The sequence below is a fragment of the Bradyrhizobium sp. USDA 3240 genome, from assembly GCF_054063295.1.
In genome coordinates this window covers 126,004-148,648 of the sequence record NZ_JBSSGD010000002.1, presented here as the reverse complement: position 1 = coordinate 148,648, position 22,645 = coordinate 126,004, and the positions used below count along the sequence as shown (strand labels likewise).

The following is a 22,645-nucleotide window of genomic DNA, read 5'->3' as shown; positions in this document are numbered from 1 at the left end:
CTTGGTATCAAGCAAGTTAAGGACCCTAAACGGCTTCCTTCAGCTCCTTGGCGGCGCGGAAGGCGACCTTCTTGCTCGCCTTGATGTGGATCTGCTCGCCGGTTGCCGGGTTGCGGCCCATGCGGGCGGCGCGCTTGCGAACCTGGAGGATGCCGAGGCCGACGATGCGGATCCGCTCGCCCTTCTTGAGGTGCTTGGTGATCCGGGTGACCATGTCGGTCAGGATCGCCTCGGCCTGCTTCTTGGACAGCTCCTGCTCTTCGGCGATGGCCGCGGCCAGGTGCTTCAGCGTGATCGTCGCCGGGGTCGCTGCTTTCTTCGCCATGTGTGGCCCTCCTCGTTGCTGAATGGCTGGATTGCTGCTTTCACGCGAATGGCGCGCCGTTCGCGTCGGGAAAATGCGTCCGGAAGAGTCCTGAAACCGCCGGTTCTGGGAACGGGCAGCGCCGGGCCCGGCCACAGGAAGCCCAGACGTATCAGGCCTTATTTGATTCGGGGCTTTGCTGACTACGCCGTTTCCCCTGAAAACAGGCGACAACTCGCGTCCACAGCGCGAAAATGCCCGCGCTGTGCAGGGCTCCGCAACGTGCTTGACTATCGGGATGCGGGCCTTTATGCCCTCGGTTCTGCGCGGATCAATCCGATGATCGGCATCCGCGGGAGTAGCTCAGTTGGTTAGAGCGCCGCCCTGTCACGGCGGAGGCCGCGGGTTCGAGTCCCGTCTCTCGCGCCAGTCTTATCAAGCACTTAGACCCAGGTTCCAGATTTAAGGCGTGTCGCGCGCAGCGCCGTCATGATCCCTTGAACGTCTTTTTGCTCGGGCTTCCCGCGCTCCGATAGTCGCCACCTCTCAGACGATCTCGATCGCCCGTTCGCTCCCGGCAATCGCGTGATCCTCATTCACGCGCGCAATCTGACACTCCGCGACGCCCGACACGATCAGCCAGGTTTCCGGCTTCGCTCCTTCGCCAATCACGACCGTTGCGTCCTGATCCGGGAGCGCTTGGAGCAGTTGAAGTAGCTCGCGGACTTTCATCGACATGCTTCCTGGAGGCCGGCCAACTGGTTCGCCTCGCACGCGAACATCACATCGGCTCATGCGGTAGTGACTATCGCCACCCAGACCAGCGAGAAACGGACGTACGTCAGGTCTCGGTTCGAGCGCGGAGCGTAACGCGCGAGCCTGACGTCAGCCTTACTCTCATGGCATCGCCCTCGGCGACAGCGGTCGCAGCCAGTGAGCGGAAACCACCTCAGCGGTTCCACCGGCTTGCGGAACTCAGGCGCTTTCGATGGGTCCTAAAGTTGCCGGAGTAGGCGAAGACAGTTCAGGACATTCAAGCGACGCGAGCGCGGATATGGTGTTGTCGAACATCCTGCCGTGAACGGGATCTCTCCGTATCAGAGCATCATCGTTCTCCGAAGAAGTGAGGCCGCCACAGGATCGTATTGGCGTTGCTTCGTGGCGGCTGTCGATCGGTCAGGCCGCGACACCGACGGCATCGATGGGCCGCGTTGACTGTTGCTGATGATGCGAAGCTTCCGTTCGCCATTCGGGCGTCAGCCACCACAGCAGGAACAGCAGCGCGATCCCGTTCGAGGCCAGGCTTGTCGTGAGCGGCACGTTCATGATGGCCTGAACGGCGATGCCTGACGATACCGCGACGAAGCGCGGTGACAGGTGCCGCGAGACCATCGACCCCACCGACAGGATCAGGCCGCACACGAGTGCCGAAACCGGGGCGAGCGCAAGACCAACCGACGCGATGCCCTCAGTGGCGAGGAAGGAGGCGTTGAAATTGCCGTCGCGATAGATCGCTCCGAGCGCCGGGCCAAGCTCGCCATACGGGCAGGCGGTCACCTGTCGCACGATCGATATCTGGCAGAAGCGGGTCAGGTCGCGGTGTGCAAAGAAGTCAGCATATTGATCAAGGGCGAGCGACGGGATTGCGAGGAAGCGCAGATTGATGGCGCTGAACACGACGTAGTCGCGGTCGGCGCCGAGCATGGCGAACGCCGTCAGCCCGATGATCATCGGAATCAGAAATGCGAGCACCGTGGCCAGCCGCGGGTTGAACCGGCCGAACAGCCAGAACAGAAACGGCAGCCAGATCGGCAGCAGCAGCACGGTCTTGTTGTTGACCACCGGATAGAAGCAAAGCGCAAACAGCAACACGCAGGCGGCCTGCATCCATTTCCGGCGCGACGCAAAATGCGCGAACAGATAGGGCAGCACCGCGCCGATGATGATTCCAGTGAGATAGTTCAACAGCGCCGGCCGCGTGACGGCGTTGCGCGCTGCGCCATAGGGATTGCCGAGATTGGCGCCGTACGAGATGTCGGCGACCAGCACGACGAAGGACGACGCCAGCAGCAGCAGCGCAATGCGTTTGATCGCCGCATCAGACAGGCCGGGCCGCCACACCGGCATGTTCTGGAACATCAGGGGGATCATGGCAGTAGTCAACGCGGCGATCATGGCCCAGCGGGCGATGGCATGCGGATAATCGAACGCGCTGAAGAAGCTGAGCCAGACGAAGCCGAACACCGCTGACAGCAGCGCGAAGCTCACCAGATAACCGAAGCTGAAGCGGCTCGCGACGAACGCCGGGATGAAGAAGGCCATCATCGCGGTGCCGAGGATGGCCTCGGCAGTGATGCCGGAGCGCCAGACATGCATCGCCGGGAACGCGTGCCCGCAGGCGATCATCGAGGCGGTGCTGATGACGAAGAAGGCGAAGATTGTGACCCCGACAGTCAGGTCGTCGCGCGTCAATTGCATCGGCCCGTCCGATTCGAAAGCTGTGTGACAGCTAGCAAGTCGGCCTTGGGCCAATCAAGTCAAGCAAGGTTAAGCGGCGTCTCGATCCGTATTGTTATGTTTCCGCCGGGCGATCGGTCACCGTGGCGCCACATTGAATTCACAAACGCGCGACGCGTTGCCTTGATCAAGCAAAGAATGCGGCGACCGCGTTCAGGTCGGATTGTCCGGGGGCGTCGCCACGCAAATTCGCGTCGATGATGCGGCGGCAGGCATCGACCGTATGGGTGTCGCCCAATTCGTTGGCGGCCTCGAGGATCGACCAGACCGTGTCCAGGGGAATGTCGCTCTGCATGGTCGCGTTCGGGTCTGACAGCATCGGCGGCGCCGGGGGTTAGAATTCGAACAGGTCGCGGCCGCGCCGCGCCATGATGTGCAGGTCCGCCACCGTGCCGCGTACGGCGTTGCAGCGGCGGCATTCGATGATGGTGTCGCCGGACGCATGCGCGGGATCGGCGACCTTGATCGCCAGGCTGCCGCAATCCGTGCAGATGATCTTGAATCCGGTCGAAATTACTTGCTGCTGCAAATTCATTGTGGGCCTGCGCCTCTGTTGACGTCCACCTTACGGAACAATTTTTAAAACGGGGGTCGCGGAGCGGATCGCAATCGAATGACCGCGTTAGGAGGCGGTTAAGATTTCGCCGCGGCCGCGCGTTGGCCAAGCCGCGCATGCATCTCGCGCGACCCGATCTCGGTGGTCCTGCAATCGCCGTAGCCGACGCTGGCGAAGGCCACATTGTCTTGATCGAAGCGCGAGACGATCAGGACCAACAAAAAAGCCGCCCGAAGGCGGCCGCCTTGTTTGCCGACGCCTCAACACCGTCTTAGCGGACCGTCGAGGTGCCCGAGGAGGTGATCGCGACAGGCTTACCGGCCTTGATGACCTGGTTAGTCTGGGCGGTCTGGGTGAAATCCGCATTATTTCGGGCCGAAATGCCGAAAGCCGCAACCCCGATGGCCGCAACGAGCGCAACCACCACAATCTTGAGATGGGTCGCGCGATCGGCTGAATGGATCGAGTGGTTCATGGTCGCCTCCGGGCGTCTATGCGCCGTCTATGGCAGCTACTGGTAAGCGCCATCTGTTTCCGGATCGTTTCGTGAGTTCCCGGAAATGGTTTCGTGCCACAGGCGGATTGGTTTCACCGTGCCTTGCGTCACAGAAAGAGAGGGCTGAAACTGGCCGCGGGCGCGGACGGCGCTTGGGAGAAAAACAATAATGAAAACAAGGAATATGACCCGACGGCGGGTGCTGGGAACTGGCTCCGTGGCACTTGCCGCGGCGATGTTTGGTAAGCCGTCTCTTGCCGCTGCCGAGTTCGACTTCAAGCTCGGCGTCAACACTCCGGAAACCCATCCGCTAACAATCCGTTTGGTCGAGGCGGCGAAGGCGGTCGGGGCGCAGTCGTCGGGCCGGGTCAACATCACGGTGTTTGCCAACAGCCAGCTCGGCGGCGATCCGGAGATGCTCTCGCAGGTCCGCGCCGGCGGGATCGAGCTGTTGGCCGCGCCCAGTATGACGCTGTCGACGCTGGTGCCGCTGTCGGGCCTGCCCAGCATCGGCTTCGCCTTCCAGTCCTACGACCAGGTCTGGGCGGCGATGGACGGCGGCGTCGGCGACATCGTCCGCGATGCGATCGCCAGGACCGGCGTCGTGCCGCTGAAGAAGGTCTGGGACAACGGCTTCCGCCAGATCACCTCGTCGTCGAGCCGGCAGCTCAACAGCGTCGACGATCTCAAGGGCTTCAAGATTCGCGTGCCGGTGACGGCATTGCTGACCTCACTGTTCTCAGGACTGGGCGCATTGCCGTCGAGCATCTCCTACAGCGAGCTCTATTCGGCGCTGCAGACCCACATCGTCGAAGGGCAGGAGAATCCGCTGGCGCAGGTCTCGACCGGAAAGTTGTACGAGGTGCAGAAATACTGCGCGCTGTCGAACCATTGCTGGAGCGGCTACTGGATCCTCGGCAACCGCCGCGCGATGGCGGGTCTGCCGCCCGAGCTGCTCGAACTGATCAATGCGGCATTCGACGCGGCGGCGGTGAAGGAGCGCGCCGATCTGGTCGAGATGGACCGCTCGTTGCAGGCCGAGCTGACCGAGAAGGGCATGACTTTCAACAAGCCCGATCCGGTGCAGTTCAGGGCCGCGTTGGTGAAAGCCGGCTTCTAAACGCAGTGGCAAAAGACCTATGGCGCGGACGCCTGGGCGGCGCTGGAGAAATACACCGGCAAGCTGACGTGAGCGCAGCCTGACATCACGCGCGTGATTACCTGACACGTAATCGCGCGCGCGATCTCCCTTTGCGATGGTCGGTGCATCGGCGGCGATGTTGCCGATCGATCTGCAAAGGGACTTCCATCATGGTCAGCAAACCGCTCTATGCGACCGCAAGCGACGGCACAAAACTGTTTGTGCAGAATTGGGGCTCGGGTAAGCCGGTGCTGCTGCTTGCCGCATGGACATTCAATTCCGGCGTCTGGGGCAGCCAGATCGTGGCACTGAACGCCAAGGGCTTTCGCTGCGTTGCGCCTGACCGGCGCGGTCATGGCCGTTCCGACATGCCGATGACGGGATACGATCTCGACACGCTGACCGACGATGTCGCTGCCGTGATCGAGCAGCACGATCTGCACGATGTCACGATCGTCGCGCATTCGATGGGATCGATCGAGGCGGTGAACTATCTGGCGCGTCACGGTGCGGAGCGCATCGCGCGGCTGGTCCTGGTGGCGCCGACCACGCCGTTCATCGTCCAGACCGACGACAATCCGGTCGCGGTGCCGAGGGCGATGGTCGAGGCCCAGAATGCCGCGATCGCGCAGGACTTCCCGAAATGGATGGGCGAGAACGAGGCGCCGTTCTTCATGCCCGACACGCCAGATGCCACGCGGGCCTGGATCAGGGAGATGATGCTGAGCGTGCCGCTGCCGGTGGCGCTGGCCTGCCGCATGACCATCTCGTTCGCCGATCTGCGCGCCGCAGCCAAGAGGATCGACCGCCCGACCCTGATCGTGCACGGCGACAAGGATGCCAGCGCGCCGCTCGAACTGACAGGCGCGAAGACGGCGGCGCTGATCAAGGGAAGCAAGCTCGCGGTCTATGAAGGCGCGCCGCACGCTCTGCCGCTGACGCACCGCGCGCGCCTGATGGCCGACTTGCTGGCCTTCATGGACGCTTAGCTGGCGCGCACGATGTCCGATCGAATCCAGCGCGCTGCCCAGACGAACAGCAGCGCGCCGAGTGTCGTCGTGACCGCTGCCGACAGCAGCGAGTAGCGAACCGCATCCGTGCCGTACGCGCCCTTCAGGGCGTCGTTGATCATGCCGACGGCGAGGGGGCCGACGCCCTGGCCGAAACAGGTCGCGGTGAGCAGCACGATCGCCGAGGCCAGCGCGCGCATGCTGGGCTTTGCGACCGTCTGGGCGATCGCGAAGATCGGGCCGAGATGGAAGCCGACCATGAACGAGGTCAGAGCCAGCATCGCGACCATCAGCGTGAAGCTTTGCGTCAGCATGCACAGCGCGAACACCGGACCGGCGAGTCCGGACATGATCGCGGGCGCCCACAGCTTCCAGCGGTCGTCGCGGCGGCCGATCTGCGCCACCACGAGGCCGCCGATCAACGTGCCCACCATGCCGGCGAGGCCCTTGAAGGTGCCGGCATAGGTGCCGATCTCGGCGCTGGTGAGGTGATGGATGCGCGCCAGGAACGGCGGGATCCACACCGCGGTGGCGTAGTTGGTGTAGGTTGTGAGGCAAAAGCCGACCAGCACGATGAGGAAGCTCGGCTGCGCGATCAGGAAGCCCAGCGTCGGCCCGATCGGCTCGGCCTTGAAGGTCTCGGCCATCGCACCGCGCCTCGGCTCGGAGATCGTCAGCCACAGCACCGCGGCGAGCGCGATGCCGGGCAGGCCCGCGGTGAAGAAGGCCATCCGCCAGCCATAGTGCTGATTGACATAGCCGCCGATGAAATAGCCGAGGAAGACGCCGAGATAGGTGCCGATCGCGTAGATGCCGAGCGCGCGCGGACGCTCGTTCTTGTCGAACAGATCGGCGATCATCGATTGCGAGGCCGGCGTGCCCGCCGACTCTCCGATGCCGACCCCGACCCGCGCCAGTGCCAGCGTCGCGACGCTAGAGGCCATGCCGCAGAGATAGGTCATCGCACTCCAGAACGCGAAGGCTGCCGCGACGATGTTGCGGCGGTTGAGGCGATCCGCCATCCGCGCGATGGGAATGCCGAGCAACGAGTAGAACAGCACGAAGCCGAACCCGGCGAGCAGGCCCATCGTGGTGTCGCTGAGCGCGAACTCCTTCTTGATGGGCTCGATCAGCACGTTGAAGATCGTGCGGTCGAGGAAGTTGAGGGCGTAGATGATCGTGAGCAGGCCGAGCACGTAATAGCGGCGCGCGGAGGGCGCGGCAGCCGCCTGTGTGGCTGCAGCCGCCTGCGGTGCGACATCGACCATGACTTCCTCCCCCGATTTTTGTCTTTTCTTGTTTGCCTTGCGCGCGGGCCTTACCCCTCGCGGATGTAATTCCCTGCCTCGAATTCCACCGGCCCGGCATCGGCATCGAACGACACGCCGATCGGGTCGCGGCCGGCGGCTATGGCCTCGAGCTGGTCAGAGAGCATCCGGCGGATCATCAGGACGCCGCGGTCGCTCTGGCCGAAATGCTCTTCCGAATGAACCGTCACCGGCCCCTGGCCGACCTGCGCCTCGTAGTCGCCGGGGAATTGCTGGTGCTCCTGCTCCGTCATGTCCCACCAGAACTTGCCGTTGAACTTCGAGCGCATCCGGCCGATATCGCCCGCGTTCTTGACCCGGCCGGCGACATAGATGCGGAACGAGGTGTCGTCGATCGGCAGGGTCCAACCGATCGATTCGACGCGGGCGAATTGCGCGACCCGCGGGTTGGGCACGACGCGGAGCGTGGGCAGGGCGGCCTCGGTGACGCGATAGAACACCTTGCCGTCGTCCTGCCTGCGGATCGAGCGCACCGCGACGCCGCGCGGCGACATCTCGAACTTCACCTCGGGCATCGAGGCCATCATGGTCGTGAATTGCGGCCCCGAAAACGAGCCGTGCAGCACCGGCACGTGATAGGGGTCGGCGACATTCTCGAAATGCTGCAGCCAGTTGCAGGGGATCACGGCAGGCCCGCCGCCGCCGATCGAGGAATCGTCGGCCTCGACGAACTCGCCGTCGTCCATATTGTCCAGGCACTCGTAGCGCGGCAGCACCGGCTGCTTATCCGCCGGGCCCATATAGGCGAAGATCAGGCCGTAGCGTTCCTGCACCGGATACCAGGGCTGGCGCACCTTGTCCTTGAACAGGCCGCCTTCGGGCTCGCAGGGCTGTTCGAGGCAGCGGCCCTCGGTGTCGAACTTCCAGCCGTGGTAGCAGCAGCGGATGCCGTCTTCCTCGACCTTGCCGTAATAGAGTGTGGTGCCGCGATGGCAGCAGCGCGCATGCAGCAGGCCGACCCGGCCGTGCCGGTCGCGGAACAGGATCAGGTCCTCACCGAGCGCACGGACTTTTCTGGGGATATCGGTGGCGTCGCTGGAAAGGCCGATCGGGTGCCAGTAGCGGCGCAACAGCTCGCCCATCGGTGTGCCGCGGACGACCGAGGTGAGCTCGGTCCGGGTAGTGGACGGCTTCATCGCATAGGCCGTGCCGAAATCGCGGTCGAGCTGGGTCATCGTCATGCTGTTTCCTCCCGCCGCCGGATTCTCGTCGACGGTCGCTGTGTCGTTGATGGCAGTCAACGTTGTTGACGAAGTCAACGATATATCGATGACAATGTCAACGATCTCGATTAGCTTGGCAGCGATCAGCTTTGTTGGCAGAGGTTGGCGATGACCGAGAAGTTCAGGACTGCGAGGGCCTTGCCGCCGGAGGCGATGGTTGACGCCGAGCTGGCGCCGATCACCGCGATGATGTCGTCGCGACTGATGGTGCTGGCGAATCTGCTCAGGCGCGGTGCGTTGCTGCGCTACAAGCGCCTGACAGGTCTGTCGTCGGTCGAGTTCGGCCTGGTTGCCTCGCTCGGCCGGCGGCCGCCGATGAGCGTGGTGCGGCTTACCGAAGCCGTCGGCATGGACAAGGGGCAGATCAGCCGGGCGCTCGCCGAGCTCGTTGCGCGCAAACTGGTCGCCAAGGCCGCCAACCCGCGTGACAATCGGGAAACACTTGTCTCCCTCACCAAAGCCGGGCTTGCCGCCCATGACGCCATTGTGGCCGGCGCGCAGGAGCGAAACCGGCGCTTGCTGGAACAACTTGGTCCGCAGGATCTTGAGCTGCTGCTCGGACATATCGACCGCCTGACGCTGACCGCGGCCGAGATGCTCGCCGCCGAACGGGAGCTGGGCTGATATGGGGAAAGCGCAGGGCACCGGACGGCGCCCGCGGCCTTCCCCGTTGTGGCAAGCGCTTCCGCCTGATGCGGCAAAGAGCCCGCGGGAGGGACGGTAAAAGCGTCAAAATTGCTTGTCTTGCGCCCCCTGTTGCGCTGCGCTAAAGCCTCAAGAACAATTCCAATCAACGAATCTGCGGGACGTCCGAAACCGCAGCAAGAAGGCCTCGCCGATGACCGGCATCCTGCAGAATTATCTCCCACTTGTGGTCTTTATCGGGGTAGCGAGCCTGATCGGGCTGGCGCTCCTGATCGCGCCGTTCCTGGTCGCGTTCCAGTCGCCGGATCCGGAAAAGTTGTCCGCCTATGAATGCGGATTCAACGCTTTTGATGACGCCCGCATGAAGTTCGACGTCCGCTTCTATCTGGTGGCGATCCTCTTCATCATCTTCGATCTCGAAGTGGCGTTCCTGTTCCCCTGGGCCGTGGCGTTCGGAAAGCTGGGCGCGACCGGTTTCTGGTCGATGATGGTGTTCCTGGCCGTGCTGACGGTCGGGTTCGCGTATGAATGGAAGAAAGGCGCGCTCGAATGGGATTGAGCCCCACCGCCGCAACCTCGCAGCCGGCGATAGCGCAAGCTCCGAGAGGCATTCTCGATCCGTCGACCGGCAAGCCGGTCGGCGCCAATGATCCGTTTTTCCTCGAGGTCAATCACGAGCTGTCCGACAAGGGCTTCTTCGTCGCCGCGGCCGATGACCTCATCACCTGGGCGCGTACCGGCTCCCTGATGTGGATGACCTTCGGTCTCGCCTGCTGCGCGGTCGAGATGATGCAGGTCTCGATGCCGCGCTACGACGTCGAGCGCTTCGGCTTTGCGCCGCGTGCTTCGCCGCGGCAGTCCGACGTGATGATCGTTGCGGGCACCCTGACCAACAAGATGGCGCCCGCGCTGCGCAAGGTCTACGACCAGATGCCGGAGCCGCGCTACGTCATCTCGATGGGCTCCTGCGCCAACGGCGGCGGCTACTACCACTATTCCTACTCGGTGGTGCGTGGTTGCGACCGCATCGTGCCGATCGACATCTACGTGCCGGGCTGCCCGCCCACGGCGGAGGCGCTGCTCTACGGCGTGCTGCTGCTGCAGAAGAAGATCCGCCGTATCGGCACTATCGAACGCTAAGGTTTCAGGCATGGACGACGGCAAGCTCGACGCCCTTGGGCAGACGATCGTGAGCGCGCTTCCGGGCGCCGCCACGGCGCACTCGGTCGCGTTTAATCAACTCACTATTGACGTCGAGATTGGCAGAATCGTGGACGTCGTCAGTTTTCTGCGTGACGATCCGAACTGCCGCTTCGTCAACTTCACCGACGTGACCGCGGTCGACTATCCGAGCCGCGAGAAGCGCTTCGATGTCGTCTACCATTTGCTGTCGCCGACGCTGAACACGCGCATCCGGGTGCGCGGCCAGGCCGACGAGACCACGCAGGTGCCGTCGATCATCGGTGTCTTCCCCGGCGCCGACTGGTTCGAGCGCGAGACCTACGATCTCTACGGCGTAATCTTCGTCGGGCATCCGGATATGCGCCGCCTGCTGACGGATTACGGCTTCGACGGCCATCCGCTGCGCAAGGATTTCCCGCTCACCGGCTTCGTCGAGGTTCGCTACGACGATCAGGAGAAGCGGGTGCTGTATGAGCCGGTCCGGCTCAACCAGGAATTCCGCAAGTTCGATTTCCTCTCGCCCTGGGAAGGCGCGGACTATCCGCTGCCCGGTGACGAGAAGGCCAAGGCGGAGCCGAAGCCATGAACGAGCAACCGCAAGATCTTCGTAACTTCACGATCAATTTCGGCCCGCAGCATCCGGCGGCGCACGGCGTGCTTCGCCTCGTGCTGGAGCTCGACGGCGAAGTCGTCGAGCGCGTCGATCCGCATATCGGCCTGCTTCACCGCGGCACCGAGAAGCTGATCGAGCACAAGACCTATCTGCAGGCGATTCCGTATTTCGACCGGCTCGACTACGTCGCGCCGATGAACCAGGAGCACGCGTTCTGCCTCGCGGCGGAGAAGCTGCTCGGCATCACGGTGCCGCGTCGCGGCCAGCTCATCCGCGTGCTGTACTGCGAGATCGGCCGCATTCTTTCCCATCTGCTCAACGTCACCACGCAGGCGATGGACGTCGGCGCGCTGACCCCGCCGCTGTGGGGTTTTGAAGAGCGCGAGAAGCTGATGGTGTTCTATGAGCGCGCCTCGGGCTCGCGCATGCACGCGGCGTTCTTCCGCGTCGGCGGTGTGCACCAGGATCTGCCACCGAAGCTGATCGACGATATCGAGGCGTGGTGCGATCCGTTCCTCAAGGTGGTCGACGACCTCGATACGCTGCTCACCGGCAACCGCATCTTCAAACAGCGCAACGTCGACATCGGCGTGGTACCGCTGAAGGAAGCCTGGGAGTGGGGCTTCTCCGGCGTGATGGTACGCGGCTCGGGCGCGGCCTGGGACCTGCGCAAGTCGCAGCCTTACGAGTGCTACGCCGAGATGGATTTCGACATTCCGATCGGCAAGAACGGCGACTGCTACGACCGCTATTTGATCCGCATGGAAGAGATGCGTCAGTCGGTGCGCATCATGAAGCAGTGCATCCAGAAGCTGAAGGCGGCGGACGGGCAGGGCCCGGTCGTGGTCGAGGACAACAAGATCGCGCCGCCGCGCCGTGGTGACATGAAGCGCTCGATGGAAGCGCTGATCCATCACTTCAAGCTCTACACCGAAGGCGTGCACGTGCCGGCCGGCGAGGTCTACGCCGCGGTCGAGGCGCCGAAGGGCGAGTTCGGCGTCTATCTCGTCGCCGACGGCACCAACAAGCCCTACAAGTGCAAGATCCGCGCGCCGGGTTTCGCCCATCTGCAGGCGATGGATCACATCTGCAAGGGCCATCTGCTGGCCGACGTTTCCGCCATCCTTGGCTCGCTGGACATCGTGTTCGGCGAGGTCGACCGGTGATGATGTCCGCATCCGCACCGCCCGCAATGAGAGTTTGATCGATGTCCGTCCGCCGCCTTGCCCCGAAGGAATTGCAGCCCGCGAGCTTCACGTTCACGGACGAGAATCTCGCCTGGGCCAAGAAGCAGATCGAGAAGTATCCGCCGGGCCGTCAGGCCTCGGCTGCGATCGCGATTCTGTGGCGCGTGCAGGAGCAGCATGACGGCTGGGTCTCGGAAGCGGCGATCCGCGCCGTCGCCGACCTGCTCGAGATGCCGCATATCCGCATGCTGGAGATCGCGACCTTCTACACCATGTTCCAGCTCTCGCCGGTCGGCAAGAAGGCGCATGTGCAGGTCTGCGGCACCACGCCGTGCCGGCTGCGCGGCGCCGCCGATCTGATCGAGGTGTGCCAGCATCGCATCCATCACGATCCGTTCCAGCTGTCGAAGGACGGCAACTTCTCCTGGGAAGAGGTCGAGTGTCTCGGCGCCTGCGTGAACGCGCCGATGGTGCTGATCTGGAAGGACACCTATGAGGACCTGACCAAGGAAAGCTTCGGCAAGGTGCTCGACGGCTTTGCCGCCGGCAATCCGCCGAAGCCGGGCCCGCAGACCGACCGCCAGTTCTCGGCGCCCGCAGGCGGGCCGACGACGCTGAAGGAAACCACCTGATGCGAGGCTTTCAGGTGCTGGCAAGCGGGCAGGAAAACAAGGCGGAGAGGGGCGCTGCGATGAAGGCCTGGCGCACGATCGCCCTGCATACCGCCGTCGCGGCCGGCTTCATGTTCCTGCTGCAACGTTACGGCCTGAGCGCGACGCTGGAATCCAGCCTGTTGTGGGCCATCGTGTTCGGCGGCTGTGCCGCCGGGCTCGCTTACTCCCAAGCCAATCGGTGATGTTCGGAAAGTTTTGAGCATGCTCGACGACAAGGACCGCATCTTCAAGAACCTCTACGGCCTCCATGATTGGGGCCTCGAGGGCGCGCGCCGCAGAGGCGCTTGGGATGGCACCAAGGGGATCATCGACAAGGGCCGCGACTGGATCATCAATGAGATGAAGGCGTCGGGCCTGCGCGGCCGCGGCGGTGCGGGCTTCCCGACCGGCATGAAGTGGTCTTTCATGCCCAAGGAATCCAAGGACGGCCGTCCGAGCTATCTCGTCGTCAACGCCGACGAGTCCGAGCCCGGCACCTGCAAGGACCGCGAGATCATGCGGCACGACCCGCATCTCCTGGTCGAAGGCTGCCTGCTCGCGAGCTTCGCGATGGGAGCGAATGCCTGCTACATCTATATCCGCGGCGAGTTCATTCGCGAGCGCGAGCGGCTGCAGGCGGCGATCGACCAGGCCTATGAGGCCAAGCTGGTCGGCAAGGACAACATCAACGGCTGGCCGTTCGACATCTATGTCGCACACGGCGCCGGCGCCTATATCTGCGGCGAGGAAACCGCGCTGCTCGAAAGCCTCGAGGGCAAGAAGGGCCAGCCGCGGCTGAAGCCGCCGTTCCCGGCCAATGTCGGCCTCTATGGCTGCCCGACCACCGTCAACAACGTCGAGTCGATTGCGGTTGCGCCCGACATCCTGCGCCGCGGCGCCGCCTGGTTCGCCGCCATCGGCCGTCCGAACAATGTCGGCACCAAGCTGTTCTGCATTTCCGGTCACGTCGAGCGGCCCTGCAACGTCGAAGAGGCGATGGGGATCCCGTTCCGCGAGCTGATCGAGAAGCATTGCGGCGGCATTCGCGGCGGCTGGCACAATCTGAAGGCTGTGATCCCCGGCGGCTCGTCGGTGCGCATGGTGCCGGCCGACCAGATCATCGACACGCCGATGGATTTCGACAGCCTGAGCAAACTGCGCTCGGGCCTCGGCACCGCGGCCGTGATCGTGATGGACAAGTCGACCGACCTGATCCGGGCGATCGCGCGCATCTCCTATTTCTACAAGCATGAGAGCTGCGGCCAGTGCACGCCGTGCCGCGAGGGCACCGGCTGGATGTGGCGCGTCCTGACCCGCATGGCAGACGGCCGCGCCCACAAGCGCGAGATCGACATGCTGCTCGAGGTCACCAAGCAGGTCGAAGGCCACACCATCTGCGCGCTCGGCGACGCAGCAGCGTGGCCGATCCAGGGTCTGATTGCGCATTTCCGTCACGAGATTGAAGAGCGCATCGATCAGTATTCGCACAAGGCCGATCTCGACGATCAGGGCGTTCGTGATCCCGTCCATATGGTCGCGGCGGAGTAGAGAAGAGACATGAGCAAGATCATCGTCGATGGCAAAGAGATCGATGTGCCGCCGGAGTACACGCTGTTGCAGGCGTGCGAGGCGGCCGGCGCCGAGATTCCGCGCTTCTGCTATCACGAGCGGCTGTCGATCGCCGGCAATTGCCGGATGTGCCTGGTCGAGGTGAAGGGCGGCCCAAAGCCGGTCGCAAGCTGCGCCTGGGCCGTGCGCGACTGCCGTCCGGGCCCGAAGGGTGAGCCGCCGGAGATCTCGACCCGTTCGCCGATGGTCAAGAAGGCGCGCGAAGGCGTGATGGAATTCCTGCTGATCAACCATCCGCTCGACTGCCCGATCTGCGACCAGGGCGGCGAGTGCGACTTGCAGGATCAGGCGATGGGTTACGGCGTCGACACCAGCCGTTTCGCCGAGAACAAGCGCGCGGTCGAGGACAAGTATCTCGGCGCGCTGGTCAAGACCTCGATGAACCGCTGCATCCAGTGCACGCGCTGCGTCCGCTTCTCCGCCGAAGTCTGCGGCGCGCCGGAAATGGGCGCGACCGGGCGCGGCGAGGACATGGAGATCACCACCTACCTGGAGCAGGCGCTGAGCTCGGAGCTGCAGGGCAACCTCGTCGATATCTGCCCGGTCGGCGCGCTGACCTCGAAGCCGTATGCCTTCGCGGCGCGCCCCTGGGAGCTCGGCAAGACGCAGTCGGTCGACGTCATGGACGGTGTCGGCTCAGCGATCCGCGTCGACACCCGCGGCCGCGAGGTGATGCGCATCCTGCCGCGCATCAATGAGGCCGTGAACGAGGAGTGGATCTCCGACAAGACCCGCCACGTCGTCGACGGCCTGCGCACGCAGCGCCTCGACCGTCCCTATGTGCGCGAGAACGGTCAGCTCAAGCCTGCGACCTGGCAGGAAGCCTTTGCTGCCATCGCCGCCAAGGCCGGCCGCATCGACGGCAAGCGGATCGGTGCGATCGCCGGCGATCTCGCCGCCGTTGACGAAATGTATGCGCTGAAGGAACTGCTCGCGAAGTTCGGCTCGGTCAATCTGGCGGTGCAGGGCGGCGACGCGTTCGACGCCAAGGCTGGCCGCGGCTCCTACATCTTCAACCCGACCATTGCCGGCATCGACCAGGCCGACGCGATCCTGATCATCGGCTCGCACCCGCGCAAGGAAGCCGCGGTGCTGAACGCTCGGATCCGCAAGCGCTGGCGCACCGGCGGGCTCAAGGTCGGCATGATCGGCGCCAAGGCCGATTTCACTTACGACCACGAATATCTCGGTGCGGGCACCGACACGCTCGCCGACCTCGTGGCGGGCAAGCACTCGTTTGCCGACGTGCTGAAGAACGCCAAGAACCCGATCATCCTGGTCGGCGCCGGCGCCTACACCAGGCATGACGGCGCGGCGGTGCTGGCGCAGGCTGCCAAGCTCGCCGTCGATGTCGGTGCGCTGAAGGACGGCTGGAACGGCTTTGCCGTGCTGCAGGACACCGCCTCGCGCGCGGGCGCGCTCGATATCGGTTTCTCGCCGGTAGGCGGTGGCCTGACCACGGCGCAGATGACGACCTTCGGCACGCTCGACGTGCTGTTCCTGCTCGGCGCCGATGAGATCAAGGCGCCGGATGGCACCTTCGTCGTTTATATCGGCACCCATGGCGACAAGGGCGCGCACCGCGCCGACGTGATCCTGCCGGGCGCCGCCTATACCGAGAAGTCCGGCATCTTCGTCAACACCGAGGGCCGGGCGCAGATCGCCAACCGTGCCGCGTTCCCGCCGGGTGAAGCCCGCGAGGACTGGGCGATCATCCGCGCGCTGTCCGACGTGCTCGGCAAGAAGCTGCCGTTCGACTCGCTGCAGGCGCTGCGCCAGGCGATGTTCAAGACCGCTCCGCATCTGATGCGGCTCGACCAGATCGAGGCCGGCAAGGCTGATGACGTCAAGGCGCTGGCCGGCAAGGGCGGCAGCATCGACAAGGCGGCATTCAAGCCGACCATCGAGGATTTCTATCTGACCAACCCGATTGCGCGGGCCTCTGCCGTGATGGCGGAATGCTCGCGGCTGGCGTCGGGCCGAATGCTGACGGCAGCGGAGTGAGCGTGACCTGATGGCTGAATTCTTCGCAAGCGCGTTCTGGACCGGCTTCCTCTGGCCGCTGATCATCATGGTCGCGGAAAGCCTGTTGCTGCTCGTCGTGCTGCTGATCGCGATTGCCTACATCCTGCTCGCCGACCGCAAGATCTGGGCGGCGGTGCAGATCCGCCGCGGGCCCAACGTGGTCGGCCCGTTCGGATTGCTGCAATCCTTCGCCGACCTGCTGAAGTTCGTGCTGAAGGAGCCGGTGATTCCGTCCGGCTCCAACAAGGGCGTGTTCCTGCTGGCGCCGCTTGTCTCGTGTATCCTGGCGCTGGCCGCCTGGGCCGTGATCCCGTTCAATCTCGGCTGGGTGATCTCCGACATTAATGTCGGCATTCTCTACATCTTCGCGATCTCGTCGCTGTCGATCTACGGCGTCATCATGGCCGGCTGGTCGTCGAACTCGAAATATCCGTTCCTGGCCGCGCTGCGCTCGGCGGCGCAGATGGTGTCCTACGAGGTCTCGATCGGCTTCGTCATCATCACCGTGCTGCTCTGCGTCGGCTCGCTCAACTTGTCGGCGGTGGTCGAGGCCCAGAATAGCCGCGGGCTCGCGCACCTGATCGGCCTGCCGCAGCTCACCATCCTGAACTGGTATGTGTGGCCGCTGTTCCCGATGTTCGTGGTGTTCTACGTCTCGGCGCTGGCGGAAACCAACCGTCCGCCGTTCGACCTGGTCGAAGCGGAATCCGAACTGGTCGCCGGCTTCATGACCGAATACGGCTCGACGCCGTATCTCTTGTTCATGCTCGGCGAGTATGTCGCGATCACCACGATGTGCGCGCTGGCGTCGATCCTGTTCCTGGGCGGCTGGCTGCCGCCGGTCAACCTGCCGCCGTTCACCTGGATTCCGGGCATCGTCTGGTTCGCCCTGAAGGTGTTCTTCATGTTCTTCATGTTCGCGATGGCGAAGGCGATCGTGCCGCGCTACCGCTACGATCAACTGATGCGGCTCGGCTGGAAGGTGTTCCTGCCGCTGTCGCTGGCGATGGTGGTGATCGTGGCCGGTGTGCTGCAATTCGCCGGCATCGCGCCGAAGTGAGGTCGTCATGAGTGTCAACGTCAACGCAACAGCCCGCTCGCTTCTGCTCTCGGAATTCGTCTCGGCGTTCGTTCTCGCCATGCGCTATTTCTTCAAGCCGAAGCCGACGCTGAATTATCCCTTCGAGAAGGGGCCGATCTCGCCGCGCTTCCGCGGCGAGCACGCGCTGCGCCGCTATCCGAATGGCGAGGAGCGTTGCATCGCCTGCAAGCTGTGCGAGGCGATCTGCCCGGCGCAGGCGATCACGATCGAGGCCGGCCCGCGCCGCAACGACGGCACCCGCCGCACGGTGCGCTACGACATCGACATGGTGAAGTGCATCTATTGCGGGCTGTGCCAGGAGGCATGCCCGGTAGACGCCATCGTCGAGGGACCGAATTTCGAATTCGCGACCGAGACCCGCGAGGAACTCTACTATGACAAGGCGAAGCTGCTCGCCAATGGCGACCGCTGGGAGCGCGAGATTGCGAAGTCGATCGCGCTCGACGCGCCGTACCGGTGAGGTGAGGGCATGATCCTTCCGGCGCTGTTCTTCTATCTGTTCGCTGCGGCCTGTGTGGCCTCGGCGGTCATGGTGATTGTCTCGCGCAATCCCGTGCACTCCGTGCTGTACCTGATCCTGGCGTTCGTCAACGCCTCGGGCCTGTTCATCCTGATGGGCGCCGAGTTCCTCGGGATGATGCTGATCGTGGTCTATGTCGGCGCCGTCGCGGTGCTGTTCCTGTTCGTGATCATGATGCTCGACGTCGACTTCGTCGAGCTGCGCGAGGGCTTCATCCAGTATCTGCCCGTCGGCATCGTGATTGGCGGCATCTTCCTGTTCGAGCTGCTGCTCGTCGTCGGCGCCTGGGTGATCAACCCGCAGGTCACCAAGACGATCACGGCGGCGATCCCGACCAATATCAGCAACACCGAGGCGCTCGGCCTCGTGCTCTATACGAAGTACATCCATTACTTCCAGCTCGCCGGCATGGTGCTGCTGGTCGCGATGATCGGCGCCATCGTGCTGACGCTGCGCCACAAGGCCAACGTCAAGCGGCAGAACATCAATGTGCAGAACGCGCGCACGCCGGAAATGGCGATGGCGATGCGCAAGGTGGCGTCGGGGCAGGGCCTGCAGGATGCCGATGCGGCGGAGTGGGTGAAATGACGATCGGGCTAGGGCACTATCTGGCGGTCGGCGCGATCCTGTTCACGCTCGGGATCCTCGGCATCTTCCTCAACCGCAAGAACATCATCGTCATCCTGATGTCGATCGAGCTGATCCTGCTCTCGGTCAACATCAATTTGGTGGCGTTCTCGACCTTCCTCGGCGACATCGTCGGCCAGGTGTTCGCACTGCTGGTGTTGACGGTGGCGGCAGCCGAGGCCGCGATCGGCCTCGCCGTGCTGGTGGTGTATTTCCGCAACCGCGGTTCGATCGCGGTTGAAGACGTCAATCTGATGAAGGGCTAGTCCGGCAAATGATACAGGCAATCGTATTCCTGCCGCTGCTGGGCGCCATCCTCGCAGGCATCATCTCGCTGGTCGGCGCGCATGCGCGCTGCCCGAGCGGCGATACCGTCGACCATCACGACGACGCGCATGGCGACGCCCATGCTTCTGATTCCCATGCCTCGGCGGCCCACGACGATCACGGCCATGATGACCATGACCACGACGACCACCACGTCGCCGAGCCGGCGGCGGCGGGCTCCCGGCTGGCCGAACTGATCACCACGGGCCTCTTGTTCGTGTCGGCGGCGCTGTCCTGGTTCACGCTGGTCGATGTCGGCTTCATGCACCATGACGCGCGCGTCGTACTGCTGCCCTGGATCACCTCGGGCGACCTGCAGGTGGCCTGGACGCTGCGGGTCGACACCCTGACCGCCGTCATGCTGGTCGTGGTCAACACCGTGTCCGCGCTCGTTCACCTCTATTCCATCGGCTACATGGACGAGGATCCGAACCGGCCGCGCTTCTTCGGCTATCTCTCGCTGTTCACCTTCGCGATGCTGATGTTGGTGACCTCGGACAACCTCGTGCAGCTGTTCTTCGGCTGGGAGGGCGTCGGTCTGGCAAGCTACCTGCTGATCGGGTTCTGGTACCAGAAGCCGTCAGCCAATGCGGCGGCGATCAAGGCGTTCGTGGTCAACCGCGTCGGCGACTTCGGCTTCGCGCTCGGCATCTTCGCGATCTTCGCGCTGGTCGGCTCGACCGACTTCGAGACCATCTTCCATGCCGCGCCCGGGCTGACCGGTAAGACCATCGACTTCTTCGGCTGGCATCCCGACGCGCTGACCTTGACCTGTCTGTTCCTGTTCATGGGCGCGATGGGCAAATCGGCCCAGTTCCTGCTGCACACCTGGTTGCCGGACGCGATGGAAGGCCCGACCCCGGTGTCGGCGCTGATCCACGCCGCGACCATGGTCACCGCCGGCGTCTTCATGGTGGCGCGGCTGTCGCCGTTGTTCGAGCTGTCGCCGACCGCGCAGGCGGTGGTGATGTTCTTCGGTGCGACTACGGCGTTCTTCGCCGCCACGATCGGCCTCGTGCAGAACGACATCAAGCGCATCGTCGCCTACTCGACCTGTTCGCAGCTCGGCTACATGTTCGTGGCGATGGGCGCAGGGGCCTATTCGGTCGGCATGTTCCATCTGTTCACGCACGCCTTCTTCAAGGCGCTGCTGTTCTTGGGTTCCGGCTCGGTGATCTACGCGATGCACCACGAGCAGGACATCCGCAACATGGGCGGCCTGTGGCGCAAGATCCCGTACACCTTCGCGGTGATGTGTATCGGCACCCTGGCGCTGACCGGCTTCCCGCTGTTCGCCGGCTACTTCTCCAAGGACGCGATCATCGAGGCGGCCTACGCCGCGCACAACCCGTTCGCGACCTACGCCTATCTGATGACGATCGTGGCCGCCGGCCTGACCTCGTTCTACTCTTGGCGCCTGATCTTCAAGACGTTCTTCGGCGAGCCGCACGACCAGAAGCACTATGAGGCGGCGCATGAGAGCCCGGTCTGGATGCTGGTGCCGATCGGCGTGCTCGCCGCCGGCTCGATCCTGGCGGGTCTGCCGTTCAAGGAAGTGTTCGCCAGCCCGCACGGCGTCGAGGAATTCTTCCGCGAGTCCGTGAAGATGAACCCGCACATCCTCGAGGACATGGAGCACATGCCGAGCTGGCTCGCGCCGCTGCCCACCGTGATGATGGCGCTCGGCCTGTTCATCTCGTACCTGTTCTACATCCGCAGGCCGTACCTGCCGGTCGAGCTCGCGAACCAGCAGCCGATGCTCTACCAGTTCCTGCTCAACAAATGGTACTTCGACGAGCTGTACGACTGGATTTTCGTGCGCCCGGCGAAGTGGCTCGGCTACACGCTGTGGAAGAAGGGCGATGGCTTCGTCATCGACGGCTTCGGTCCGGACGGCGTCTCGGCCCGCGTGCTCGACGTCACCCGCAACGTCGTCAAATTGCAGACCGGCTACCTCTATCACTACGCGTTCGCGATGCTGATCGGGGCCGCCGGATTGATCACCTGGTTCATGTTCGGCTTGGGAGGCCAGTAAATGACAACCTGGCCCATCCTTTCCGTCACGACCTTCCTGCCGGCGGTCGGCGCGATCCTGGTCTACCTGCTGGCGCGGGGCGGCGACGAGACCGCGAGCCGCACGGCGCGGTGGATCGCACTGTGGACCACGCTGATCACCTTCGCGGTGTCGCTGATCCTGGTCGCGCGCTTCGATCCCGCGCAGTCCGACTTCCAGTTCGTCGAGAAGACGTCCTGGCTCGCCACCGGCATCACCTACCACATGGGCATCGACGGCATCTCGCTGCCGCTGATCATCCTGACCACCGCGATCATGCCGCTCTGCATCATCGCGAGTTGGAAGTCGGTGACGCAGCGCGTCAGCGAATACATGATGGCGTTCCTGATCCTGGAAACGCTGATGGTCGGCACCTTCTCGGCGCTCGATCTCGTGCTGTTCTATCTGTTCTTCGAGGGCGGCCTGATCCCGATGTTCCTGATCATCGGCGTCTGGGGCGGTCCGCGCCGGGTCTACGCCTCGTTCAAGTTCTTTCTCTATACGTTCCTCGGCTCGGTGCTGATGCTGCTCGCCATCATGGCGCTGTACTGGAACGCCGGCACCACCGACATCCCGACCCTGATGCACACCGCGGTGCCGCGCTCGATGCAGACCTGGGCGTGGCTGGCGTTCTTCGCCTCGTTCGCAGTGAAGATGCCGATGTGGCCGGTGCACACCTGGCTGCCTGACGCGCATGTCGAGGCGCCGACGGCGGGCTCGGTGATCCTGGCCGCGATCCTGCTGAAGATGGGCGGCTACGGCTTCCTGCGCTTCTCGCTGCCGATGTTCCCGCTGGCCTCGCACGACTTCGCGCCGTTCGTGTTCACGCTGTCCGTCATCGCCATCATCTACACCTCGCTGGTGGCGATGATGCAGGAGGACATGAAGAAGCTGATCGCGTACTCGTCGGTCGCGCATATGGGCTTTGTCACCATGGGCATCTTCGCGGTGACCACGCAGGGCGTCGCCGGCGGCATGTTCCAGATGATCTCGCACGGCATCGTCTCCGGCGCGCTGTTCCTCTGCGTCGGCATCGTCTACGACCGCATGCACACCCGCGAGATCGCGGCCTATGGCGGCCTCGTCAACCGGATGCCGCTCTACGCGATGACCTTCATGGTCTTCACCATGGCCAATGTCGGTCTGCCCGGCACGAGCGGCTTCGTCGGCGAGTTCATGACCTTGCTCGGCACCTTCAAGATCTCGCTGCCGACGGCGTTCTTCGCCACCACGGGCGTGATCCTGTCGGCCTGCTACGCGCTCTGGCTCTACCGCAAGGTGGTGTTCGGCGCGCTGGTCAAGCCGTCGCTGATGTCGATCAAGGATCTCACCTTCCGCGAATGCGTGACGCTGTTCCCGCTGATCGCGCTGACCATCCTGTTCGGCGTCTACCCGAAGCCGGTGCTCGACATGTCGGCCGCCTCGGTGCAGCAGCTCGTCAACAATTACAACACCGCCGTGACTGCCGTGAAGGCAGCCGCGCTGGTTACGCAGTAAGGCCGCTGTC

Annotated in this window: 26 protein-coding genes and 1 tRNA gene; 18 read left to right on the top strand and 9 right to left on the bottom strand. The window is 63.9% G+C overall.

What is annotated here, in order from left to right; genetic code table 11:
• Nucleotides 1-25: 25 nt before the first annotated feature.
• Nucleotides 26-349, bottom strand: coding sequence for an HU family DNA-binding protein (locus ACVIGA_RS01075; protein WP_224924859.1), 324 nt, complete (start codon nt 347-349; stop codon nt 26-28).
• A 307-nt stretch (nt 350-656) separates the two neighbouring features.
• Here ACVIGA_RS01075 and ACVIGA_RS01070 point away from each other — a divergent pair.
• A tRNA-Asp gene (locus tag ACVIGA_RS01070) sits at nt 657-733 on the top strand.
• A 117-nt stretch (nt 734-850) separates the two neighbouring features.
• On the opposite strand, the gene ACVIGA_RS01065 is transcribed toward ACVIGA_RS01070, so the two are convergent.
• From ACVIGA_RS01065 to ACVIGA_RS01040, 6 genes are all read right to left on the bottom strand, one after another.
• Nucleotides 851-1,036, bottom strand: a complete 186-nt coding sequence (locus ACVIGA_RS01065; RefSeq protein WP_223967228.1) for a hypothetical protein — start codon at nt 1,034-1,036, stop codon at nt 851-853.
• A 444-nt stretch (nt 1,037-1,480) separates the two neighbouring features.
• Nucleotides 1,481-2,782 (bottom strand): hypothetical protein, encoded by a 1,302-nt coding sequence (locus ACVIGA_RS01060; RefSeq protein WP_456664983.1) that lies wholly within the window; start codon nt 2,780-2,782, stop codon nt 1,481-1,483.
• 166 nt (nt 2,783-2,948) lie between these two features.
• A complete protein-coding gene (locus tag ACVIGA_RS01055) occupies nt 2,949-3,116 on the bottom strand; it encodes a hypothetical protein (RefSeq protein WP_223967230.1) in 168 nt (55 codons plus the stop codon).
• A gap of 39 nt (nt 3,117-3,155) precedes the next feature.
• Entirely contained in the window at nt 3,156-3,356 is a 201-nt protein-coding gene (locus ACVIGA_RS01050) for a hypothetical protein (RefSeq protein WP_456664982.1), read from the bottom strand.
• A gap of 98 nt (nt 3,357-3,454) precedes the next feature.
• Nucleotides 3,455-3,595, bottom strand: a complete 141-nt coding sequence (locus ACVIGA_RS01045; protein ID WP_456664981.1) for a hypothetical protein — start codon at nt 3,593-3,595, stop codon at nt 3,455-3,457.
• Nucleotides 3,596-3,648: 53 nt separating this feature from the next.
• The gene (locus ACVIGA_RS01040) at nt 3,649-3,852 is read right to left on the bottom strand and encodes a hypothetical protein (RefSeq protein ID WP_021079164.1); all 204 of its coding nucleotides are present in this window, start codon (nt 3,850-3,852) and stop codon (nt 3,649-3,651) included.
• A 238-nt stretch (nt 3,853-4,090) separates the two neighbouring features.
• On the opposite strand from ACVIGA_RS01040, the gene ACVIGA_RS01035 reads away from it, so the two are divergent.
• Both ACVIGA_RS01035 and ACVIGA_RS01030 read left to right on the top strand, forming a co-directional pair.
• Nucleotides 4,091-4,993: a TRAP transporter substrate-binding protein gene (locus tag ACVIGA_RS01035; protein ID WP_456664980.1), complete on the top strand. Its 903-nt coding sequence runs from the start codon at nt 4,091-4,093 to the stop codon at nt 4,991-4,993.
• Between the two features lie 191 nt (nt 4,994-5,184).
• Nucleotides 5,185-6,003 (top strand): alpha/beta fold hydrolase, encoded by an 819-nt coding sequence (locus ACVIGA_RS01030; RefSeq protein WP_456664979.1) that lies wholly within the window; start codon nt 5,185-5,187, stop codon nt 6,001-6,003.
• Here ACVIGA_RS01030 and ACVIGA_RS01025 read toward each other — a convergent pair.
• Together ACVIGA_RS01025 and ACVIGA_RS01020 are read right to left on the bottom strand one after the other, a co-directional pair.
• Entirely contained in the window at nt 6,000-7,292 is a 1,293-nt protein-coding gene (locus ACVIGA_RS01025; RefSeq protein ID WP_456664978.1) for a spinster family MFS transporter, read from the bottom strand. The two genes, ACVIGA_RS01030 and ACVIGA_RS01025, sit on opposite strands and share 4 nt — an antisense overlap.
• A gap of 50 nt (nt 7,293-7,342) precedes the next feature.
• On the bottom strand, nt 7,343-8,533 hold the full coding sequence (locus tag ACVIGA_RS01020) for a Rieske 2Fe-2S domain-containing protein (RefSeq protein WP_456664977.1): 1,191 nt from the start codon (nt 8,531-8,533) through the stop codon (nt 7,343-7,345).
• 150 nt (nt 8,534-8,683) lie between these two features.
• Here ACVIGA_RS01020 and ACVIGA_RS01015 point away from each other — a divergent pair, with 150 nt between their 5' ends.
• The 15 genes from ACVIGA_RS01015 to ACVIGA_RS00945 all read left to right on the top strand — a co-directional run bounded on the left by ACVIGA_RS01015 (nt 8,684) and on the right by ACVIGA_RS00945 (nt 22,635).
• Entirely contained in the window at nt 8,684-9,199 is a 516-nt protein-coding gene (locus ACVIGA_RS01015) for a MarR family winged helix-turn-helix transcriptional regulator (protein WP_456664976.1), read from the top strand.
• Between the two features lie 214 nt (nt 9,200-9,413).
• Nucleotides 9,414-9,779, top strand: a complete 366-nt coding sequence (locus tag ACVIGA_RS01010; protein WP_018271860.1) for an NADH-quinone oxidoreductase subunit A — start codon at nt 9,414-9,416, stop codon at nt 9,777-9,779.
• Entirely contained in the window at nt 9,770-10,360 is a 591-nt protein-coding gene (locus tag ACVIGA_RS01005) for a NuoB/complex I 20 kDa subunit family protein (protein WP_163153433.1), read from the top strand. The genes ACVIGA_RS01010 and ACVIGA_RS01005 overlap by 10 nt, the downstream gene beginning before the upstream one ends.
• A 10-nt stretch (nt 10,361-10,370) precedes the next feature.
• Complete coding sequence (locus ACVIGA_RS01000) at nt 10,371-10,988, top strand: NADH-quinone oxidoreductase subunit C (protein WP_223967239.1); 618 nt, start codon at nt 10,371-10,373, stop codon at nt 10,986-10,988.
• Entirely contained in the window at nt 10,985-12,181 is a 1,197-nt protein-coding gene (locus ACVIGA_RS00995; RefSeq protein WP_375782744.1) for an NADH-quinone oxidoreductase subunit D, read from the top strand. The genes ACVIGA_RS01000 and ACVIGA_RS00995 overlap by 4 nt, the downstream gene beginning before the upstream one ends.
• 41 nt (nt 12,182-12,222) lie before the next feature.
• Nucleotides 12,223-12,834: an NADH-quinone oxidoreductase subunit NuoE gene (gene nuoE / locus ACVIGA_RS00990; RefSeq protein ID WP_163153441.1), complete on the top strand. Its 612-nt coding sequence runs from the start codon at nt 12,223-12,225 to the stop codon at nt 12,832-12,834.
• Complete coding sequence (locus tag ACVIGA_RS00985; RefSeq protein ID WP_456664975.1) at nt 12,834-13,058, top strand: hypothetical protein; 225 nt, start codon at nt 12,834-12,836, stop codon at nt 13,056-13,058. Before nuoE ends, ACVIGA_RS00985 begins: the two co-directional genes overlap by 1 nt.
• 19 nt (nt 13,059-13,077) lie before the next feature.
• The gene (gene nuoF, locus ACVIGA_RS00980) at nt 13,078-14,403 is read left to right on the top strand and encodes an NADH-quinone oxidoreductase subunit NuoF (RefSeq protein WP_456664974.1); all 1,326 of its coding nucleotides are present in this window, start codon (nt 13,078-13,080) and stop codon (nt 14,401-14,403) included.
• 9 nt (nt 14,404-14,412) lie between these two features.
• Entirely contained in the window at nt 14,413-16,488 is a 2,076-nt protein-coding gene (nuoG, locus tag ACVIGA_RS00975; protein WP_456664973.1) for an NADH-quinone oxidoreductase subunit NuoG, read from the top strand.
• A 10-nt stretch (nt 16,489-16,498) separates the two neighbouring features.
• Nucleotides 16,499-17,569 carry an NADH-quinone oxidoreductase subunit NuoH gene (gene nuoH, locus ACVIGA_RS00970; RefSeq protein WP_223967244.1) on the top strand — a complete coding sequence of 357 codons (1,071 nt, stop codon included), beginning with the start codon at nt 16,499-16,501 and terminating at the stop codon, nt 17,567-17,569.
• A 7-nt stretch (nt 17,570-17,576) separates the two neighbouring features.
• Nucleotides 17,577-18,071: an NADH-quinone oxidoreductase subunit NuoI gene (gene nuoI, locus ACVIGA_RS00965; RefSeq protein ID WP_097673576.1), complete on the top strand. Its 495-nt coding sequence runs from the start codon at nt 17,577-17,579 to the stop codon at nt 18,069-18,071.
• 9 nt (nt 18,072-18,080) lie between these two features.
• Nucleotides 18,081-18,719: an NADH-quinone oxidoreductase subunit J gene (locus ACVIGA_RS00960; protein ID WP_375774965.1), complete on the top strand. Its 639-nt coding sequence runs from the start codon at nt 18,081-18,083 to the stop codon at nt 18,717-18,719.
• Complete coding sequence (gene nuoK, locus ACVIGA_RS00955; protein ID WP_027537255.1) at nt 18,716-19,024, top strand: NADH-quinone oxidoreductase subunit NuoK; 309 nt, start codon at nt 18,716-18,718, stop codon at nt 19,022-19,024. Before ACVIGA_RS00960 ends, nuoK begins: the two co-directional genes overlap by 4 nt.
• Nucleotides 19,025-19,032: 8 nt before the next feature.
• A complete protein-coding gene (gene nuoL, locus ACVIGA_RS00950) occupies nt 19,033-21,120 on the top strand; it encodes an NADH-quinone oxidoreductase subunit L (RefSeq protein WP_456664972.1) in 2,088 nt (695 codons plus the stop codon).
• A complete protein-coding gene (locus ACVIGA_RS00945) occupies nt 21,121-22,635 on the top strand; it encodes an NADH-quinone oxidoreductase subunit M (RefSeq protein WP_212314858.1) in 1,515 nt (504 codons plus the stop codon).
• Nucleotides 22,636-22,645: the final 10 nt, after the last annotated feature.

Bases quoted from the DNA above. Each gene is read 5' to 3' on its own strand.
- ACVIGA_RS01065 (WP_223967228.1), bottom strand. From the start codon at position 1,036: ATGAAAGTCCGCGAGCTACTTCAACTGCTCCAAGCGCTCCCGGATCAG.
- ACVIGA_RS01060 (WP_456664983.1), bottom strand. From the start codon at position 2,782: ATGCAATTGACGCGCGACGACCTGACTGTCGGGGTCACAATCTTCGCC.
- ACVIGA_RS01055 (WP_223967230.1), bottom strand. From the start codon at position 3,116: ATGCAGAGCGACATTCCCCTGGACACGGTCTGGTCGATCCTCGAGGCC.
- ACVIGA_RS01050 (WP_456664982.1), bottom strand. From the start codon at position 3,356: ATGAATTTGCAGCAGCAAGTAATTTCGACCGGATTCAAGATCATCTGC.
- ACVIGA_RS01040 (WP_021079164.1), bottom strand. From the start codon at position 3,852: ATGAACCACTCGATCCATTCAGCCGATCGCGCGACCCATCTCAAGATT.
- ACVIGA_RS01030 (WP_456664979.1), top strand. From the start codon at position 5,185: ATGGTCAGCAAACCGCTCTATGCGACCGCAAGCGACGGCACAAAACTG.
- ACVIGA_RS01025 (WP_456664978.1), bottom strand. From the start codon at position 7,292: ATGGTCGATGTCGCACCGCAGGCGGCTGCAGCCACACAGGCGGCTGCC.
- ACVIGA_RS01020 (WP_456664977.1), bottom strand. From the start codon at position 8,533: ATGACGATGACCCAGCTCGACCGCGATTTCGGCACGGCCTATGCGATG.
- ACVIGA_RS01015 (WP_456664976.1), top strand. From the start codon at position 8,684: ATGACCGAGAAGTTCAGGACTGCGAGGGCCTTGCCGCCGGAGGCGATG.
- ACVIGA_RS01010 (WP_018271860.1), top strand. From the start codon at position 9,414: ATGACCGGCATCCTGCAGAATTATCTCCCACTTGTGGTCTTTATCGGG.
- ACVIGA_RS01005 (WP_163153433.1), top strand. From the start codon at position 9,770: ATGGGATTGAGCCCCACCGCCGCAACCTCGCAGCCGGCGATAGCGCAA.
- ACVIGA_RS01000 (WP_223967239.1), top strand. From the start codon at position 10,371: ATGGACGACGGCAAGCTCGACGCCCTTGGGCAGACGATCGTGAGCGCG.
- ACVIGA_RS00995 (WP_375782744.1), top strand. From the start codon at position 10,985: ATGAACGAGCAACCGCAAGATCTTCGTAACTTCACGATCAATTTCGGC.
- nuoE (WP_163153441.1), top strand. From the start codon at position 12,223: ATGTCCGTCCGCCGCCTTGCCCCGAAGGAATTGCAGCCCGCGAGCTTC.
- ACVIGA_RS00985 (WP_456664975.1), top strand. From the start codon at position 12,834: ATGCGAGGCTTTCAGGTGCTGGCAAGCGGGCAGGAAAACAAGGCGGAG.
- nuoF (WP_456664974.1), top strand. From the start codon at position 13,078: ATGCTCGACGACAAGGACCGCATCTTCAAGAACCTCTACGGCCTCCAT.
- nuoG (WP_456664973.1), top strand. From the start codon at position 14,413: ATGAGCAAGATCATCGTCGATGGCAAAGAGATCGATGTGCCGCCGGAG.
- nuoH (WP_223967244.1), top strand. From the start codon at position 16,499: ATGGCTGAATTCTTCGCAAGCGCGTTCTGGACCGGCTTCCTCTGGCCG.
- nuoI (WP_097673576.1), top strand. From the start codon at position 17,577: ATGAGTGTCAACGTCAACGCAACAGCCCGCTCGCTTCTGCTCTCGGAA.
- ACVIGA_RS00960 (WP_375774965.1), top strand. From the start codon at position 18,081: ATGATCCTTCCGGCGCTGTTCTTCTATCTGTTCGCTGCGGCCTGTGTG.
- nuoK (WP_027537255.1), top strand. From the start codon at position 18,716: ATGACGATCGGGCTAGGGCACTATCTGGCGGTCGGCGCGATCCTGTTC.
- nuoL (WP_456664972.1), top strand. From the start codon at position 19,033: ATGATACAGGCAATCGTATTCCTGCCGCTGCTGGGCGCCATCCTCGCA.
- ACVIGA_RS00945 (WP_212314858.1), top strand. From the start codon at position 21,121: ATGACAACCTGGCCCATCCTTTCCGTCACGACCTTCCTGCCGGCGGTC.